Annotated in this window: 17 protein-coding genes and 1 pseudogene; 6 read left to right on the top strand and 12 right to left on the bottom strand. The window is 57.8% G+C overall.

Going from position 1 to position 18,242, the window contains the following annotated elements; all coding sequences use genetic code 11:
• Positions 1–41 precede the first annotated feature (41 nt).
• From AC1DTN_RS31330 to AC1DTN_RS31305, 6 genes are read right to left on the bottom strand one after another with little or no spacing between them, the layout of a single operon-like run.
• Positions 42–1,259 (bottom strand): DegT/DnrJ/EryC1/StrS family aminotransferase, encoded by a 1,218-nt coding sequence (locus tag AC1DTN_RS31330; protein WP_442207443.1) that lies wholly within the window; start codon positions 1,257–1,259, stop codon positions 42–44.
• Entirely contained in the window at positions 1,256–2,230 is a 975-nt protein-coding gene (locus AC1DTN_RS31325; protein ID WP_442207442.1) for an NAD-dependent epimerase/dehydratase family protein, read from the bottom strand. The genes AC1DTN_RS31330 and AC1DTN_RS31325 overlap by 4 nt, the downstream gene beginning before the upstream one ends.
• Positions 2,227–2,946, bottom strand: coding sequence for an acyltransferase (locus tag AC1DTN_RS31320; RefSeq protein ID WP_442207441.1), 720 nt, complete (start codon positions 2,944–2,946; stop codon positions 2,227–2,229). Before AC1DTN_RS31320 ends, AC1DTN_RS31325 begins: the two co-directional genes overlap by 4 nt.
• On the bottom strand, positions 2,936–4,039 hold the full coding sequence (locus tag AC1DTN_RS31315) for a DegT/DnrJ/EryC1/StrS family aminotransferase (protein ID WP_113321732.1): 1,104 nt from the start codon (positions 4,037–4,039) through the stop codon (positions 2,936–2,938). Before AC1DTN_RS31315 ends, AC1DTN_RS31320 begins: the two co-directional genes overlap by 11 nt.
• Entirely contained in the window at positions 4,036–5,073 is a 1,038-nt protein-coding gene (locus tag AC1DTN_RS31310; protein ID WP_007813020.1) for a Gfo/Idh/MocA family protein, read from the bottom strand. The genes AC1DTN_RS31315 and AC1DTN_RS31310 overlap by 4 nt, the downstream gene beginning before the upstream one ends.
• On the bottom strand, positions 5,070–5,576 hold the full coding sequence (locus AC1DTN_RS31305; protein WP_113321745.1) for an acyltransferase: 507 nt from the start codon (positions 5,574–5,576) through the stop codon (positions 5,070–5,072). Before AC1DTN_RS31305 ends, AC1DTN_RS31310 begins: the two co-directional genes overlap by 4 nt.
• 554 nt (positions 5,577–6,130) lie before the next feature.
• On the opposite strand from AC1DTN_RS31305, the gene AC1DTN_RS31300 reads away from it, so the two are divergent.
• The gene (locus AC1DTN_RS31300; RefSeq protein WP_113321733.1) at positions 6,131–6,919 is read left to right on the top strand and encodes a response regulator transcription factor; all 789 of its coding nucleotides are present in this window, start codon (positions 6,131–6,133) and stop codon (positions 6,917–6,919) included.
• Positions 6,920–7,195: 276 nt separating this feature from the next.
• On the opposite strand, the gene AC1DTN_RS31295 is transcribed toward AC1DTN_RS31300, so the two are convergent.
• The 5 genes from AC1DTN_RS31295 to AC1DTN_RS31275 all read right to left on the bottom strand — a co-directional run bounded on the left by AC1DTN_RS31295 (position 7,196) and on the right by AC1DTN_RS31275 (position 12,789).
• On the bottom strand, positions 7,196–8,188 hold the full coding sequence (locus AC1DTN_RS31295; protein ID WP_442207440.1) for a glycosyltransferase: 993 nt from the start codon (positions 8,186–8,188) through the stop codon (positions 7,196–7,198).
• A gap of 72 nt (positions 8,189–8,260) precedes the next feature.
• Positions 8,261–9,265 (bottom strand): glycosyltransferase family 8 protein, encoded by a 1,005-nt coding sequence (locus tag AC1DTN_RS31290; protein WP_442207501.1) that lies wholly within the window; start codon positions 9,263–9,265, stop codon positions 8,261–8,263.
• Between the two features lie 59 nt (positions 9,266–9,324).
• Positions 9,325–10,377, bottom strand: a complete 1,053-nt coding sequence (locus AC1DTN_RS31285; RefSeq protein ID WP_442207439.1) for a UDP-glucuronic acid decarboxylase family protein — start codon at positions 10,375–10,377, stop codon at positions 9,325–9,327.
• Positions 10,378–10,422: 45 nt separating this feature from the next.
• Positions 10,423–11,916 carry a sugar transferase gene (locus AC1DTN_RS31280; RefSeq protein ID WP_442207438.1) on the bottom strand — a complete coding sequence of 498 codons (1,494 nt, stop codon included), beginning with the start codon at positions 11,914–11,916 and terminating at the stop codon, positions 10,423–10,425.
• Between the two features lie 15 nt (positions 11,917–11,931).
• The gene (locus AC1DTN_RS31275) at positions 11,932–12,789 is read right to left on the bottom strand and encodes a WecB/TagA/CpsF family glycosyltransferase (protein ID WP_442207437.1); all 858 of its coding nucleotides are present in this window, start codon (positions 12,787–12,789) and stop codon (positions 11,932–11,934) included.
• Positions 12,790–13,158: 369 nt separating this feature from the next.
• Here AC1DTN_RS31275 and AC1DTN_RS31270 point away from each other — a divergent pair, with 369 nt between their 5' ends.
• Entirely contained in the window at positions 13,159–13,989 is an 831-nt protein-coding gene (locus AC1DTN_RS31270; RefSeq protein ID WP_439018033.1) for a phytanoyl-CoA dioxygenase family protein, read from the top strand.
• A gap of 13 nt (positions 13,990–14,002) precedes the next feature.
• Here the strand turns inward: AC1DTN_RS31270 and AC1DTN_RS31265 are convergent, their stop codons facing one another.
• The gene (locus AC1DTN_RS31265) at positions 14,003–14,182 is read right to left on the bottom strand and encodes a hypothetical protein (RefSeq protein WP_113321739.1); all 180 of its coding nucleotides are present in this window, start codon (positions 14,180–14,182) and stop codon (positions 14,003–14,005) included.
• Positions 14,183–14,714: 532 nt separating this feature from the next.
• On the opposite strand from AC1DTN_RS31265, the gene AC1DTN_RS31260 reads away from it, so the two are divergent.
• The 4 genes and pseudogenes from AC1DTN_RS31260 to AC1DTN_RS31245 form a co-directional block, all read left to right on the top strand.
• Positions 14,715–15,665 carry a glycosyltransferase family 2 protein gene (locus AC1DTN_RS31260; RefSeq protein WP_113321740.1) on the top strand — a complete coding sequence of 317 codons (951 nt, stop codon included), beginning with the start codon at positions 14,715–14,717 and terminating at the stop codon, positions 15,663–15,665.
• Complete coding sequence (locus tag AC1DTN_RS31255; protein ID WP_477924077.1) at positions 15,662–16,762, top strand: glycosyltransferase family 4 protein; 1,101 nt, start codon at positions 15,662–15,664, stop codon at positions 16,760–16,762. Before AC1DTN_RS31260 ends, AC1DTN_RS31255 begins: the two co-directional genes overlap by 4 nt.
• On the top strand, positions 16,762–17,898 hold the full coding sequence (locus tag AC1DTN_RS31250; protein ID WP_442207500.1) for a glycosyltransferase family 4 protein: 1,137 nt from the start codon (positions 16,762–16,764) through the stop codon (positions 17,896–17,898). The genes AC1DTN_RS31255 and AC1DTN_RS31250 overlap by 1 nt, the downstream gene beginning before the upstream one ends.
• A pseudogene (locus AC1DTN_RS31245) lies at positions 17,895–18,242 on the top strand (exopolysaccharide biosynthesis protein); the annotation flags it as partial. The gene AC1DTN_RS31250 and the pseudogene AC1DTN_RS31245, both read left to right, overlap by 4 nt.

Below are 18,242 nucleotides of genomic sequence, written 5' to 3'. Positions count from 1 at the left end.
CATTGTTCGTCATGCAAATATTACGTCACGCAAAAACGCTGTCAGGCGAGAGCGACGTCCAGATCGCGTTGCACACTCGCATGACCGGTCACGGCTTCAGCAAGCGCTCCGCGAACTGCCTCGACAACACGTGCGATGTCGAGCTCCGTCATCTGAGCATAAAGCGGCAGGATAATCGTTTGCTTTTGCGCTGATACGCTTCGCATCAGGCTTGTGGCAACGCGATGCGAGCTCCGGTCGGAATAGGCTCTCTCCAGATGAATGTTCATCACGCCGCGCCGCGTCGAGATCCCCTGATCGAGGAGGGCTTGCATGACCGCCCGTTGATCGACGGTTTCAGGCAATCTCACACAGAAGCTCTGCCAGTTGCTGCGAGCCCAACGTGGCTCCACCGGCGACAACCCTGCTGATATCACGGACAGGTGCTCACGATACTGCTCGGCAAGCAGCCTCCGCTGTGCGATCAGTCCCGGCAGCCGCCGCAACTGCTCGCGTCCGACGGCGGCCTGAAGATCGGTCATACGGTAGTTGTAGCCCAGTTCGTCATAGTCCTCGAAGATCACCTGTTTCGAGCCGTGACGAACAGTATCGGTAACGCTCATGCCATGCTGACGCCATAGCCGGAATTTTCGGTCATATTCGGGATTGGCCGTAGTCAACATGCCGCCGTCACCTGTCGTGACGACCTTCCGGGGATGGAAGGAAAAGCAGGCAATGTCGCCATGCGCTTTGCCGATCTTTTCCCAGCGTCCGTCCCAGAGGATTTCGCTTCCCGTCGCGCAGGCTGCATCCTCGATAACCGGTATCTGAAGGCGCTTGCCGATCTCCACGATCGGTCGGAGATCGCAAGGCATGCCGAGCTGATGCACGCAGAGAATTGCTTTGGTGCGGGGTGTGATCGCCGCTTCAATCAGACTGGCGTCGATATTGTAACCATCCGCCTCGATGTCGACAAAAACAGGCACCCCATCGCAATACCGAATGGCATTCGCGGTTGCGATGAACGAATGGCTGACCGTGATGACTTCATCGCCGGCACTGACACCGACGGCCTTCAGGGCGAGATGCAGCGCAGTCGTGCAGTTGGAAACGGCGCAGGCATGCGCCGCACCGACAAAGGCGGCAAATTCGCTCTCGAAAGCTGCGACTTCCGGCCCCTGCGTCACCCATCCTGACAGAATAACGCGGCGCGCAGCCTCGGCCTCCTCCTCCCCAAGAACGGGCTTGGCAACCGGAATTGTCGATGGTGACGGGCTCATGCAGCTTGACCTCCTGCTGCAGCAGTCTTCAGCTGCCACCAGGCCACAAGGTCGCGAAGCCCTTGTTCCATCGATATTTCCGCTTTGAATCCCAAGAGTTTCTCGGCCTTGCTGATATCGGCAAGACGACGGGTCACGCCATTGACCGCACGAGCTTCTTTGTGCTCCGGTTCGAGTGAGACACCCATGATGCTGCTCAGCATCTGCGCGAGTTCTAGGAGGCTTATTTCCCTGCCGCTCGCGACATTGAACACCTCATCCGTGACATCGCTCTTCGCAGCCAGCAGGTTTGCCCGGGCGATGTCGCGTGCATCGACGAAGTCCATCGTCTGACTACCGTCTCCATGGACAACCGGCGGCATTCCGGCGGCCAGACGCTCCATCCAGCGGATCAGCACTTCGGTATAGGCGCCGTAAACGTCCATTCGCGGCCCGTAGACGTTGAAATAGCGAAGCGCCACATAACGCAGGCCGTACATGTCAGCGAAGCTGCGAAGCAGCCCCTCATTGAATGTCTTGGCCGCGCCGTAGATCGTCCTGTTATTATAGGGATGATGCGCTTCGGTGGTCGGAAAGCTCTCGGCAAGCCCCAGCACAGAGGCAGAAGAAGCAGCAACGACCTTCGAAATACCTGCCTTGACGGCAGCTTCAAGGACATTGAACGTGCCCTCGGCCAACACATCGAAGGCGAGCCGCGGATCTTCCGCGCATTGCGTGATGCGGATGGCCGCCTGATGGAAGACGATGTCAACGCCTTCGAAGGTTTTCGCAAGCAGCGCTCTGTCGCGGATATCTCCCTCGATGATATTAACGGACCCGCCGGCTATTGCCGTGCTGAGATTGTCCCGGCGCCCGCGCACGAAATTGTCGAGGATGATGATCTCGCGCGGTTTTTCCAATGCGACGAGATCGGCAATATGCGACCCGATCAGGCCGGCTCCTCCGGTAATGAGCACCCGTTGATTTCTCACGATCTTCCTCCACGCGATATATCCAGCACAGGATCGGCTTCCGTGCGCCAGCGAATGAACTTCGCCGGCACACCGGCGACAACTGAAAACGGTTCGACATCCGAGACGACAACCGCGCCTGCTCCGACGATTGCCCCCTTCCCGATGCTGACGCCGGGAAGAATTGTGGCATTCGTACCGATATCGGCCCATGCGCCGATGCGGACCGGCTTGATTTCGAGATCCGTGCGGATGATTGGCACATCCACCGGCAGTGCCGTATGGGTCGAACCAAGCACCTTGGCGCCAGGCCCCCAGCCGACACAATCCTCAATCACCAGATCGCGTGCGTCGAAATAGGCCATCGGGCCGATCCAGACATTGTCGCCGATCACGCAAGTGCCGTCGAAGCGCCCCTGGATATAGGCCTGGGCACCGATGAACACGCCATTGCCGATTTCGAAGGTCTCCGGATGTTTGAAACCGGCACCGCCTGCGACCTGCAATCCAGTGCCGCAGCTGCGCGCAATCGCTTGCCAGATGGCTTTCCGCATCAGGGTGTCGACGACACCGTCACCGCTGGCGAAGCGACCGTAGAGCTCGATCAGGCCAGCGCGCCCGTATGATTGCCTGAGTTCTTCGGCTAACCCAGCCTGGTAGGCAGGGTCCGCCGGCCTTTCGTGGCGGCCATGGACCGCCTGCACGACCCTGGTCTCGCCTGCACAACTAGCTGACATAGGCGTACTCCAGCGCAGCGGCCACCTGATCGACGTGCCACGCGGGCATCTCGGGATAGATCGGCAGCGAGAGGACTTCTCGTGCCGCGGCTTCCGAGACCGGGAAATCACCGGCTTGGTAACCAAGGTCGGTATGGGCCTTCTGCAGATGAACGGGGATCGGATAGTGCAGCCCGGACTGAATGCCTTCTGCAGCGAGCACGCGCTGAAGCGCATCGCGATCACGGCTTCTGATGGCATAAACGTGGTAGACGTGGCGCCGCTCCGCGACCTCGACAGGCGTCTTTAAATGCGCCGATCCCGCAAGCAGCGAGGAGTAGCGGCGACCATGCGTTCGACGCGCCTCGGTCCAGGCTTCGAGATGCCGGAGCTTGATACGCAGGATAGCGCCTTGAATGGCATCCATGCGATAATTGAAGCCCTTCAACAGATGGTGATAGCGCTGCTCCTGACCCCAGTCACGCAGCATGCGCATCGTCTTGGCGTGATCGTCGTTGTTCGTTACGACGATACCTCCCTCGCCGCAGGCGCCAAGGTTTTTGCCCGGATAGAAGCTGAAGCAGCCGGATGTGCCGATGCTGCCGGCGCGCGCGCCCTTGTAGCAAGCTCCATGTGCCTGGCAGGCATCCTCGATGACCGGTATCCGGTAATGGTCGGCGATCGCCTTGATCGCGTCCATATCGGCCATCTGGCCGTAGAGGTGGACGGGAATAATGGCTTTGGTCCGGGACGTAATCTTCGTCTCGAGCTGGGCCGCATCCATTGTGAGCGTTACGGGCTCAACATCGACGAAGACAGGTCGTGCACCTGTGTAGCAGATCGCCGACACCGTCGCGACAAAGGTGAATGGCACGGTGATGACTTCATCGCCAGGGCCGACACCCGCCGCAAGAAGGGACAGATGCAAAGCACTCGTCCCGGTATTGACTGCGATCGCATGCTTGACGTTGCAATAATCTGCGAATTCCTGCTCAAGACGGATGACCTCCTCGCCCAGTATGTATTGTCCCGAGGCCAGGACGCCGAGCACGGCGGCGTCGATTTCGCTCTTGATGGATTGATATTGTGCTTTCAGGTCCAGAAAGGGGATCATGCAATGCGCCTCGCCTCTTCGAGCTCGATGATACGGCCGCGCTGAGCGAGCGACCGACTTGCGGCTTCAAGAATGCGAACGACGCGCAGGCCGGCATGGCCGTCCGTGATGGGCCGCGAATTCTGCTCGATGCACTCAACGAACTGATCCAGTTCGCGTTTCAATGCCTCGGTCATGTCGAGCTTGGGCGCCCACATGTCACCACTGCGGTAGCCGACCATCATCTGATGCACCTTCTCGCCATAGGCCTGAGAATTCGGGTTCAGCGTGATGCCCTTGTCGTAGACTTTGATTTTTTCGCTGGGCTCCAGATCGTCGTAGACGACCATCTTGTTGCTGCCGCCGATCAGCGTGCGGCGCACCTTGACGGGTGCCAGCCAATTGACGTGGATGTGAGCGATGAGCTTGCTTTCGAAGAAGAGCGTCAGATAGGCGATGTTCTCCGGCTCGCCGAGTACATGGCTCATGCCTGTCGCTGAAACAGCCACCGGCCTTTCCTGTACGACATGGTCCAGGATGGAGAGATCGTGCACCGCGAGATCCCAGATGACGCTGACATCATGCTGGAAAAGCCCCAGATTGACCCGAACCGAGTCGTAATAATACATGTCGCCCAAGCCGCTCTCGACCAGTTCGCGCATCTTGCGAACGGCACCTGTGTGGACGAAGGTATGATCGACCGCCAGCACGAGGCGTCGGCGTGTGGCCTCTTCGACCATCCGCGAGGCTTCCTCCGTCGTCGAAGCCATCGGCTTTTCGACGAAGACATGCTTTCCGGCCATCATAGCCTGCATTGCGAGCTTGAAATGGGTGAAGACCGGCGTCGCGATAGCGATGGCATCCACTCTCGGATCGCGCAGGACTTCCTCAAAATCATCAGTAATCGTCACTGCGGGGTAGCGGCTTTTGACAGCCGCCAACCGTTCGACATTGAGATCACAGACTGAAATGAGTTGCGCACCGGCCGCTTCCGAGATGTTGCGAACCAGGTTCGGGCCCCAATACCCATATCCAACAACAGCAATACCGATCATCGCATTCCTCCCAACGCTTGCATGTCAGCTGCCCGGTCATGAACGCGACCGGTAATCCTGGCCGGAACACCGGCGACAATGGCGCCCGCAGGCACATCTTTTGTTACAACTGCCCCGGCGCCGACCTGCGCGGCTTCTCCGATGGTTACGCCAGGCAGAATGGTCGCATTGCTGCCGATTGACGCGTGGCGCTTGACCAGCGTGGGGATGACAACCCAGTCTGCTTCGGTCTGCAGACTGCCATCCGCATTGACGGCGCGCGGGTACGTGTCATTGGTGAACATCACCCCGTGGCCGATAAAAACGCCGTCTTCCAGCGTCACGCCTTCGCAGATGAAGGAATGGCTGGAGATTTTGCAGTCTTTTCCGACGAGGACGTTTTTCTGGATTTCGACGAAAGTGCCGACGCGCGTTCCCGCGCCGATCGTGCAGCCATAGAGATTCACAAGATCTCGATGATGGATGACGCAGCTATCATCCAGCTTTACGTTTGATGCAATCATACGCATGCACCCCTTACTCTTCTACAAACCGGATTTCTAAATGAAACCGTCAACCATATGATTGCGCCCAAGGTTTCATTTCGAAAAAATAAATATTTCTTTCCATTCAAAGAGAATTGTTTTCGCCATCGGAGTAAAGAAACAAAACGTCTAAGCTTATTCACCTAAAGACGTATCTACCTATGACGATGTACGCCAAAGTTCATAGCCAACGATCAACATTGGTGATGGAGCAAGCGCGGACCGGCCCGGATCATGCGCCGGGGGTGAGCATTATTTTCATGCGTTTAGCAGTTCGTCCGTAACCGAGGAGCAACGTAATCAACCCCTCCGCGAATGACCTAGTATCGCATGAGTTTATACCAAGAATTACGTCCTCTTTACACCTTACGATGGAACTAATCTGCTCCTTTAGCCTATATTAGCTAGTTTAAGATAAAAGGAACTGTGGTATTTAGTTCCTACTTTAGTGCTGCCAAACCCTCATATCTGAAGGGCTTGAGTGTTCGGTTGTTGTTGAGGCGTAGAGAAACTCGGCTGGGGAGGATGAAGCAGTGAATTCAGCGCTTGTACCAAATTTAGACCTTAGGCAGGAAAATGTAGCTCTTCCACTTAAGGTAGAGAATAGTTCTACTGGTTTGAGCTTACAGTCGAGGCCAAAGCACTCTTTGGTTATCCTCGACAACCGTGAACTTGATCGGCAATGCCTCGCGCAGTGCATGGCCGCCTACAAGACGGATTTACTTATACTGGCATTCGGAAGCGTCGAGGAGTGGAAGCAGAAATGCGACGAATATCCGCCGCTTTCGGCAATCCTCCTGAACATTGGCGGCAAGAAGATCGATGAGCCCTCTGTTTCTGGGCAGATCAGGAGCCTTGCTGCGGAATTCGGGGCGATACCAGTCATCATATTGGCTGACAGCGACGATTTCGGCCAAATCGTGAGGGCGATCGAATACGGGGCCAAGGGCTACATACCCGCTTCGGTCAGCATCAGCGTCTGCATGGAGCTGATCGCGCTGTCGGTAGCGGGCGGCGTTTTTGTGCCTGCAAGCACGCTATTCGCTATGCGTCACCTGCTGGAGTCCAGCAACACCACCGCTCGTCCGCTGGCCGGGATCTTCACGGATCGTCAAGCCGAAGTCGTAGAGGCACTTCGGCGCGGAAAGGCGAACAAGATCATCGCCTATGAGCTCAATCTGCGAGAAAGCACCGTCAAGGTACATGTTCGCAATATCATGAAAAAGGTCAAAGCAACGAACAGAACGGAAGTTGTGTTCAAGCTAAATGATCTGTTTCAGGGTGGTATTTCCGGCTTCAGCGCAAATAAGACGCTGTGCTGACGCCGTCGTCCGATCAAAGCTTTTCACATGCCGCAAGCACGTTCTTGCTCTAGCTTATCCCGGTGGCGCAGACCAAAAGGCCACCGGGGTTCTGTTTAAGCCGCGGCACCTCGGACCCGTTGTCGCTTACCCGAATATCTGACGTCGCCATAGCGCGTTCGAAACTGTCGAAGATCTCCGATTCTGCCGTACATCCCCGTCTTGGCATGAGCAGCGATCAAGCGCTCAACCATCGGCTATTGTTTCCGTGCCCTGCGGATGAACCAGATGAACCACTCATCCTGCAACTCGTCGCCCAATAGAATTCAAGGCACACCAGTATTTGGGCCCGATGGTTTGCTTGCAGACCAACTTGATCCAGGGCAAAGAATTTCGCACTTCGGGGGAAACCTCCAGAGCGAAGCGCTGAATAGCCACGGCTGTAGCAACATCGAAATTATTGAACGCCATGCCGGCCAGTCGAAGCGCCTCTTTCCCGAGATCCTTGGCAAGAAAGCGTCTTAGTTTCTCGTCTTTCTTGAGGCTATCTGCGCCCTGACGAAACAGAATATCGAAAGCCTGTTTTCTCTGCCGGAGATCGGGAAGAATACTTTGTCCATAGTATTGCAGCGACATATTCGAAGCATGTCTGCGATATACTGCTTGGTCTTCGTTGATGTAACCCACTCCGGCATGTGATGCGAGCCGCAGCCACATCTCCATATCACCGGCATGCGGCAGCTCCTTATGGTAGCCGCCGACCTGTTTTTGCAGTGTCGTTCTCACGACGGCCGTCGGAGTCGGAACTAGGTTGCTTGCTCCGCTCAACCGCATGAACTGCGGACCGGACAAGACCTGCATGGCAGGCACATTATTGTCTCCGAGAGGATCGACCCGCTTGGTTATGATGCCATCTGACTCAGCGATGAGCGCGTTCCCGAACGTGAAACCTACATCCGGATGATTGTGCATAAGCTCCGCGGCGCGGCCCAGCGCGCCCGGCAAAAGATAATCATCTGCGGAAAGAAGCAGGAATAAGTCGCCGCCGGCCCACTCGATCCCCTCATTGTAGGTGGCAATGTGGCGCTTGTTTACCGTGTGCCGCCTATAGGCCACCCGTTTGTCCCGGGATGCCAAGGCCATTCCGACCTCCGGCGTGTTGTCTGGCGAGGCGTCATCCAGAATTAGGACGCGCACATCGACATTGGCTTGCGAAAGAACGCTTTCAACACATTCCTGCAGGAAATGAGCGTAGTTGTAGCAGGGAATTACGACATCAACACGTTGCAAACTTATTCCTCCGCAGGCAATCGTTTCGTTCGGGCCATTTCATGACACCCTGAATTCGGCTTGCTTTCGCTCTTATGTGTTCTTCACTCGCCGTTTCACTCGCGCCAACGTTGAAGCGTGCGCCCGTATCGCCGATTTCGTGCAGGACCATGCAGCTCTCAAGAAGGCGGATCGGGCAAGCAGCCGGGAGCCTGCACGCTTCAAGCCGCTCTGAACGCGCTCCCGACGCGTGAGCGCAAAACGGGTCCGGGATCGAAACGTATCGTAAAATGCGACATTCGGGCTCAAGCTTCCTGATTTCCAGGGCTTCACATTGGTCACGAAATGAACGATCGCGGGCTTATGCTCGAGAGTGATACGAGCAAGCGCCTGCGTAGGCTCGAACTGAAAATTCCAGGCGCGGTCCAGGACTTTCCACTTTCCGTCGCAGGCGACGTTGAGAGCGTCCTGATCTGAATATTCAGTGGTCGGAAAGCGATCGAGATAGTCCAAAGACCGTTCCGATATTCGCTCGGTTCGCCATCTTGCAAGGTCGATAAGAAGAATGCCGGCGTTGAAGTAGCGCTCGACTCGAGCGCCGCCTGTAGCACCCCGGCCGCTGCTCACCACATTGTCCAGCCAGTAATCCGGTACGGCCCCGATCACTGCCTCGCCCAGATCGATATTCCACAACTGTTCGAGCGCCGTCAGCACGAGGATGTCACCATCCAGATACAGAGCCCGGTTGCAAGTCTCCGGGAGGAACTGCGGCAGAAGTATCCTTGCGAAGGTCATCTTCGAGACGCCGGGGCGAGTGGAAAATCCGCTCGCGAAGGATAAGGTACCGATGGGATGCCACTGGATGACGGCAGAGTTTGCGGGCAGAGAATCAAAGATCCGTCGCTTGGTTTCTTCGCCTATTCCTTCATGAATGACATGGATATCCAGGGGCCATGCGCTTCCGTTGTTCTCGGCGACCGATCTAAGGGCGGTCGCCAAGGGAACGGCGTAGGCCGCATCGACTGCAAAGACGATAGGCCCTAACCGCTGTTTTGCGCCCACAGGGGCGGCTCCTGTTGGTATGCTATGCACATTCATGTTTCCGGCACCATCCCATCGAAAGAAAACGAGCTTCGCYTTATGATCGACGTTGCTGTTCACGTCCCGATCGACACGGCTTCCTGAACAGGAAGGCCGACGGCCGGGGTGGGCAGATGGGTGTAAGCCGGTTGCGGGGGCCGGACGCCAGGCATGCTCCTGGTTCCGCCAGAAAGCTTCCACTCGAAATAGGTGATCGTCTTCTCAAGCCCCTCACGCAGATTCACCGTCGGCTGCCAGCCCAGGTCCTGCTTTGCGCGGCTGATGTCCGGCTTGCGCTGCGTCGGATCGTCGACCGGCAGAGGCTTGTAAACGATGCTTGATTTCGATCCTGTCATTTCGATGACCATTTCGGCCAGTTCCCGGACCTGGAATTCTCCCGGATTGCCGAGATTGATCGGGCCTGTGACACCGGCCGGCGCGCCCATCAGGCGGATGAAACCCTCGATCAGATCGTCCACGTAGCAGAACGAACGCGTTTGCGTGCCGTTGCCGAAGATGGTGATCGGTTCGTTTTGAAGCGCCTGAACAATGAAATTGGAGACAACACGGCCGTCATTGGTCTGCATGCGCGGCCCGTAGGTATTGAAGATCCGCGCCACCCGGATTTCCACGCCATACTGACGATGGTAGTCGAAGAACAATGTTTCGGCACACCGCTTGCCTTCGTCATAACATGCCCGCGGCCCTATGGGATTGACGCTGCCTCGATATTCCTCGGGCTGAGGATGGACTGCCGGATCACCATAGACTTCGCTCGTCGAGGCCTGAAAGATCTTCGCCTTGGTGCGTTTGGCAAGGCCAAGCATATTGATGGCCCCGTGTACATTGGTTTTGACCGTCTGAACGGGATCAAACTGATAATGGACCGGAGATGCCGGACAGGCGAGATTGTAGATCTCATCGACCTCCACATAAAGCGGGAAGGTAATGTCGTGGCGAAGGATCTCGAAGCGTGGGTCGTCGAGAAGATGCAGCACGTTGTCGCGCGAGCCGGTGTAGTAATTATCTACGGCGAGGACATCATTGCCTTCGCGCAAGAGCCTTTCGCACAGGAATGACCCCAGAAAGCCGGTGCCGCCGGTTACCATAATTCGCTTTTGTCCGTGCATTGGTGTGCTCCGTTGTTGATGGTTGCCCCGCAGAAACGAGGATGGTTAGTAGGCTCCCCTGCGCTTGAAGACCGCAGGGATTGTGCTGAGAAGAATTTGGCAGTCGAACCACAGGGACCGGTTGTCGATGTAGAACTCGTCGAGTTGCTGCTGCAGCTCGATATCAGCATTGCTTCGTTCGGATATCTGCCAAAGGCCCGTGAGCCCCGGCGTTACTGAACGGCGTTTGTTTCGAAATTCACCGTCCATGGCCAGGAGGTGATATTCCGGAAACGGACGCGGTCCGACGATGGCCATCTCGCCTGCAATGATGTTCGCCAATTGCGGGAGCTCGTCGAAGCTTGAAGTGCGCAGGAGATGTCCGATAACCGGCAGGACGCGCGGATCGTCCTTGAGCTTGAAGTGGGCCAACCACTCGGCCCGCATGGCGGGGTTCTCTCGGAACAATGCCTCGAGGCGCTGTTCCGCGTCTCTGTACATCGTCCTCAGTTTCAGGACGTGCACCGGCTTGCCGGACAGACCTTCCCTGGCATGTCGGAAGAAGACGGGTCCGGGATCGATGGCGTAGATTGCGGCGGCCGCAACCGCGATGAAGGGCGCAACCACGATTGCGGCAGGGATGGCGATTGCGAGATCGAGGATCCGGCGAACCAGGTCCGTGTTGACCGAACTCCCACCGGTGGTGAGGCGAATACCGATCTCTCCGCCGACATCCGCAGGTCGCAAGCCGCTGATCTTGAGGCTCGGCGTATCGGACAGGAGAATGACTTCGGCGAACTTCCCGCGCATCGCCGCCAGATCGGGTACAAGCGAGCCCGCGTCACCCGCAATTAGGGCAATGGATGGCCCGCCATCGGGCGATGCTTCCGACGTCTCAGGGGAAAAGGGCTCCGGCCTGATGCCATACTGCCAATGGTCCTTGAAATGCGCCATGAGCGTGGGGAGAAGATTGCGGCCCCCTATGATCACCGCGCGCTCCCCCCAGATTCCAAGTCTCCAGCACAGGCCTCGTGCGAACCAATGCATGAATGGCTGAACGACCAGCCCGAGGCCGAGGAAGCCAATGATGGCAAGCAGCAGCCGTTCCCCTTCCGGTAGGATGATTGCTCCGAATGCCGCCAGGACAGCCACCTTGACGGCAGCCATCGTGCGCCGCCGCAGATGTTCGTGGTCGTGCAGCCGATATCCGGGATAGAGGCCGGCCGATGCATAAAGAACGATCGCAGCCAGCGCTGCCAGGGTGAAAGCACGCTCCAAAACCGTGCTCTCCGAACCACTGGGAAGAAAGGACAGGAGAGTAAAATAGGCAACCAGATAGCTTGCAATGTCGCCGGCAACCAGGAATGACGACGTTGCAAGCCGAGGAAGCCGGCGCCGCAGCGCAATCGGCATATTCAGCTCGGACTGCCCCAGGGGATCGGCGGTCCTGGCTGCTATCGGTGGCACGGAACCTGCCGGAATTGCCCGCGACGTCATGTCATTTGTGGCGGATGTCTTCGACGGACCCGATGTTATCGCTGACGGCGCAAATGAGGACATGATGCTTTTACTCCTCTACGGCCTCTGTCCCGACGTACCCAATCCAGAAACGGCGTCTTCGATCGGAAACTTCCGAAGGCCCAGTCTCTGGAAGGCAGTCAGTGAGATGAAGGTCGGCACGACGAGCGCATAGCGCCGCCACAGCCGTCGCGGCTCGCATAGAAGACGAAACACCCATTCGAAGCCGCTTCTTTGAATGATCCTTGGAGCTTGGCGCTTGAGGCCGGCGTGGAAATCGAAGGCAGCGCCGACACCGATGAGCATCGGTGCCTCCAGACGGTCGCGCATGCGCGCCATCCAGAGCTCCTGCTTGGGAGTGCTCAACCCGACCCAGATAATATCGGCGCCCGACCGATTGAGCCGGTCGGCAATATCTGTTTCCTCCTGCACCGACAGTTGGCGGAACGGCGGCGCATAGGAGCCAACGATCCGTGCTTGCGGAAATTTTGCCAGAAGGCGCGCTTGCAGTTGCTCGAGCGTTTCGGCTGTCGCGCCATAAAGGAAGTGGCGCACGCCTTTGGAGCTGCCGGCAGTGAAAACGGACAACATGAGATCGGGTCCGTAGACCCTGTCGCTTTCCACATGACCAGCGTGTTTCAGTGCCCATACCAACGGCATGCCGTCGGGGGTTACGAGGAACGCCCGGTTATGGATGGACCGAAGCTCGGGATCTTTTTGACACCGCACGACACCGTGCGCGTCGCGAACGCACACATATTCTCTCCTGCCGTCTTCAATCGCCTTTTCGATAAGCCCGGTCGCGCTTTTGAGATTGACTGCGGAAACTCGAACACCAAGGACATTCGTCCACTTCAGGGAACCCTTTGGATCAAGGACTGAAGTTTGGTTTCTGTCTGCTGGTGAATTTCTCATGACCTACGCTTTTGCCAACTGAAACTGTAGCTAGAATATGCTGGCAAGCCTGTTGCCTCCATACTTGCAGCTGCAGCTATTGGACGTAGAAAGACTTCCCATTTCTGCGTTCTGTATAGAAATGAATTACAATATTCGAAGTAAGGCAGTGTCCCCGGGGTATGCCTGATTGCTCTTTTTGATAAGCGTTACCCCAAAAGAGCGGTTTGACCTTCGCGCTGCCGCAGAAGACAGTCGCTTTAGCGCGGCCAAAGCTGGGGAGGTTTGAGCGCGATAAAGCCGGGGAGAGAGACAATGGTGAATTCAACAGGGGTGAATTCAATAGACGAATTCCGGGTGCCGACCAGAGAGCCTTCAAAGGCGCCCAGCATGACCAACCAGCTGCAGAACGATTTGACCTCTGATGGCTATATCGTCATCAGGGATGTCCTGGCGCCTGAGCAGGTGGAAAGATTAAGGCGGGTTGCCAAACAATATCTGAGGTCCGGCGGCAAGTATCTGTACGGCGGCAAATTCCAGCTTCACGCCATGTATGCCGTGGACGAAGTCGCCAGGTTTATGACCGCCGATACGATCCTCAATCGCCTCAAGGAAATAACGCAACCGCTCGATGTCGTTCTTACAGGCGAATGCGATCTCATGATCAACACGACATCGTCGTGGCATAATGACGTCCCTCACCATCCTCGCTGCGTTGATGGAAGTATTTTCTCGGACGAGAGCTTCAGGGTCTACAAGATCGCATTCTACCTGCAGGACCAGAACGAGAACTCGAACGCCACATTGAAGGTGCGACCGAGATCCCATCTCAAGGGTTTGGTCCAGAGCCTGCCAGCGAAGGGCCTTGGGGTACGGGCGGGCGATGCGATTATCTTCGACGTGCGCATCGAACATGCCGGGCAGATGCCCACACTGGTTGACAGGAGCCTACGCAAATTCTTCGAGCGGATCGGGCCACTGCTTCGCCTGGACGTTCAGAAGGCATTCACCGTGACGCGATCAATCATTCGACGGCTCAGCAGAACGCCTGACCGCGTCGCGGTTTTCATGACATTCGGTCCATCAGATGCGGAGACATACTCCTATGCCGAGGAAGGCCGCCATCGCCATCCCGGCGTTCGGGGAACGCTCAGTGCGGACGTGCTGTCACAGCTCGCTGTCAACAACGTTGTTCCACCGATTATCGGGGCGCCTGCCTAACCACATCCGGCCTTCAGGCACTGATCTCAATGTACACAATCGTGCCTGCCATGACTGCGCACCATCGAAAATGGTGCGCAGGGCTACTCCGGTCGGGCGGTGAGCCGCTGGCGGTGCCGAACAGTGCGGCGCGCTCGATCAGCTTGACTGCGATCCTGATACCGTCGCCGCCGGCAACGTAGGTCGGCGACATCAAAACCGCCTCACAACAATCCGACCGCATCCGCAAGGAACTAACCCGGTAGCGGCGGTATCTACGCCTAAAGCATACACCCACTATCCAGGGAGCGGGTTGCACTTACGCCCTCAGCGGTTGCCTCCCCCAAAGGGTGGCGGCCAGGGTCTAGGGGATTGCCAATAAGAGCAGATGTTGCGGGTGTCCATTCACCGGTAGCTTGGAAAGGAATGCATAGCGCAAAGGACATGGCTGGGCAGTAGTTTCTGATGACGTAAGGCAATGGTTCCGGCGCAGGCTGATTGTTCGTAGTTGACGCTTAGAGGTTGGGATTCCTATGGTTTCGCGTTCTGGTCCTAGTTCTGCACATTACATGATGGAAGCGTCACCCGTCCCGGCATTTTTGGCGGCGACCTTTCCAGTTCCATGCGATATCCCGGCCAAGCGGAGGGATGCCCTGGATGTCGCCATCATGGAGCTCCCAATGGACACGATCATGATCATGTTGCTGCACCGCGGTGCAGCGCAGCAAGCCGCTTGAGAGGGTGTCATGGAGCGGCAGGGCATCAGCGTTCTCATCAACAATTACAATTACGGTCGCTTTGTCGGGCATGCGATCGACAGCGTCTTGAGCCAGGAGATTGCCGACGTCGAGATAATCGTCGTCGATGATGGGTCCAGCGACGAGTCACGTTCCGTTCTGGAAGCCTATGACAGCCGGGTGAAAGTGATCTTTCAGGAGAACTCGGGACAGGCGGCCGCGATCAACGCGGCCGTAAAGTTCAGCAGCGGCGGCATCCTCTGTTTTCTGGATGCCGATGACTGGTGGGCACCGGGCAAGCTGTCGGCGACGGAAGCGGCTTTTCGCTCGCATCCCGAAGTATCGCTTGTCTACCACCGACTTCAGCCAACTTCGATCGATGGCTCCCCGACCCTCAAGCCGATCCCCCGAACCCTGTGTTCGGGAGACCTGTCGCCGCAGTTGACCAAATCGGCCGGCTGGTGGCCCTTCCCGATGACATCGGCCATCTCCGTACGGCGCAGCGCGTGGGATGCTGCAGGGCCTATTCCCGAACAGTTCCGCATATCCGCCGATGCATGGCTCACGGGGATCTATCCATTTCTGGGCGACGTTGCCGCCTTGCCGGACTCACTTGGATTCTACCGAATTCATAGCAACAACTGGTACCGGCCAGTCGATGATGTCTCCATGCTGAAAAGGCGAATGGCGCATTGGCAGCGTAGTGTCGAAGCGACGAACCGGTTTCTCTCATTCCACGACTTGCCGGCAAGGCTCCGTCTCTCGGATCACTATCCCTATCAGATGGCGGCAGCAGAGCTGGATGGCGTCAATGCGCGCACCCGGCTCAGGCTTGCTGTCGAAGGGCTGCTTTTCGCTGGAGAACCAAACCTGCTGCGGCGGACGCGCGACGCGTTGCGTAGCGCCTACCACCTTCCTCGCCCCAGTCGGGACGTGGGCTTGTCGGAGGCAGCCAAATGAAGGCACTGCTGCTGGTTTCTGAACTGGAAGACTACACCATTGCCTTCGCGAGCGGCGTTGCCCAACACATGCCGGTCGTCCTTGGCGTCCCGCGCCGGCGCTACGCGCATCTCGCTTCCTGGTTCGATCCGGCCGTCGATCTTCACCTTCTGGACTGGCCACGGCACCGCTCGCTTGCCAATCCCTGGTTCCTGCATCAGCTCACGCGTCTCATCCGGCACGAGCAGCCGAACCTCATTCATCTCTTGAGCAACTCCACGCTGTGGCTGAACTTTGCCGCACCGTTCTGGCGCCCGATTCCGCTCGTGACCACCGTCCATGATGTGGAGGTGCATCCCGGCGATTCCGATACGCGCACGCTGCCCGGCTGGGCTCCGGAATTGATGGTGAGGCAGTCGGGGCATGTCGTCGTGCATGGCGAGGGGCTGAAGCGGATGGTCCTCGATCGATATTCAAAATCCCCGGACTGCGTCCATGTCCTGTCGCATCCCGCTATCCATCGCTATGCGGAACTCGCGCGGCGGCAGAAGATGGCGCGACGTACCACTGACGGAACTTTGCGCGTCCTGCTCTTTGGACGGATTTTCGCTTACAAGGGCCTGGAATATCTGATCCGCGCCGAGGCGATGCTCAAGGATGCGCTCCCCAATCTGCACATTACGGTCGCAGGTCGCGGCGACGACCCCTGGGTCTTCAAGCGACTGATGGGCGAAGCCGGCCGCTACGACATTCGCAACCGCTTTATCGAAGACGAGGAGGTCGCCCAGCTTTTCCTGGACGCTGATATTGTCGTCCTTCCCTACACCGAAGCATCCCAAAGCGGCGTGCTCAACCTTGCTGCGGCGTTCGGCAAACCCGTTATCGTGACTGACGTGGGCGAATTGCGAGCGACCGTTCAGCCCAACGGATTGGGAATGGTGGTCCCGCCGGGCAATGCGGAAGAGCTCGCAAAAGCCATCCGGATATTGGCTGACAATAGCGAGCTTAGAAACAATCTCGGCGCCAGCGCACTCGAATGGGCCACAGGAGCGAATTCGCCCGAACAGGTCGGCGCCCGGGCCGCAGCCGTTYATCGCGAGGTGGTCGGATCATGCTGATGAAGGTGCGCACGGATGGTCATCAGCTGTCGATGCGAAACACGGCAAGCGTCCGCCACTATGTTCCGGGTGGCTGCGAGAACGGCGGCGGCATTGGCAGGCTGGTCGGTTATATAACCAGCACGGCGAAAGAAGGCGGGGCAGAACATGCTGTCACCGACACAAGAGGGCCTCGATGGTCGGCGGCGACGTCGTCGCTGCGCCTGCTCGGCGCCATCCTGACAATGGCAAAGGATCGAATCGTCGATCCAACACGCATTCACCATATCCATATTGCGGGCCGCGGCAGCACCTCCCGAAAACTGATCCTGACCGAGGTTGCCCATTTGCTCGGGTGCTTTCACATATTGCACCTGCACGACTACGACTATGCCAGCGACTTTGCTGCACGCTCGCCGCGTCAGCAATCGCTCATACGCCGGATGTTTCAGCGTGCCGACTGCGTCGTGGCGCTGGGCCAGCGGGATCGCACGGTACTCGCAACACTTCTGGGCGTAGATGAGCACCGCCTCGTGATCGCTCGCAATTGCGTTCCCGATCCCGGCGCGCACAATGTTCGTGCCGGCGAACCGCCGTTGATCGTTTTCCTTGGTCGGCTGAGCGAACGCAAAGGCGTTCCGGAACTTCTGCTCGCCCTGAGCCATCCGATCATGAAAGACCTTCGGTGGCGCGCCGTGCTGGCCGGCGATGGGCCTGTAGAGGATTATCGCCGCCAGGCTGCGGACATGGGCCTTTCAGGTCTGGTGGAGATGCCAGGATGGCTTGGCGCCGACGAGGCCCGCGCGCTGTGCGCCCGCGCCGATATCCTGGTCTTGCCCTCGCATGCTGAAGGCCTGGCAATGGCGGTGCTCGAAGGACTTTCCCACGGGCTTGCTGTTGTCACCACCCGCGTTGGAGCGCACGACGAGGTCATCTCCGACGGCGAAAACGGTGTCTTCGTCCCTGTCGGAGACAAGGACGCTCTGGCCGCGGCCCTTGCGAGACTGGTTACTGATCCAGATGTCCGCAGCCACCTGTCGGCCAGGGCGCGTGCCCATTATCTCAACCATTTCAGCATGAAGGCATATATGCGGTCGATGGAAAAACTCTACGAAACCATCTCCGCGCAACCTCAAGCAAGGGTTAGCGCACAATGACAATTTCAACTTTTCCGCCAGATCGCAACGTCCCGCTCCCGGCGGTGCATTATGAACCCCGGTTTCAGACGGAGATGAAATCGGAGGAGTTCGATCTGACATCGGGATTACGTTTGCTCCGTCGCCGGATGGTGATGATTGTGGCGCTGATGGTTGTGCTGATGGCGGCTTCCATCGTGCTGATATCGGGGTTGAAGCCGAGCTATCACGCCGGGTCACGGCTGATGATCCACAAGCCCCTGGCAACCGCGCTGAGCACCGGCGATGCCGGCAACAATGCGCCGCTGAACGTCACCTCCGAGACCGAGCGGCTTCTGTCCAGAAGCGTGGCGGAGCGGGTCATT

The sequence above is a fragment of the Rhizobium sp. 01T444 genome (assembly GCF_056398305.1).
Note: the sequence above shows the minus strand (reverse complement) of the source record. Positions and strands in the feature narration are given on the sequence as shown.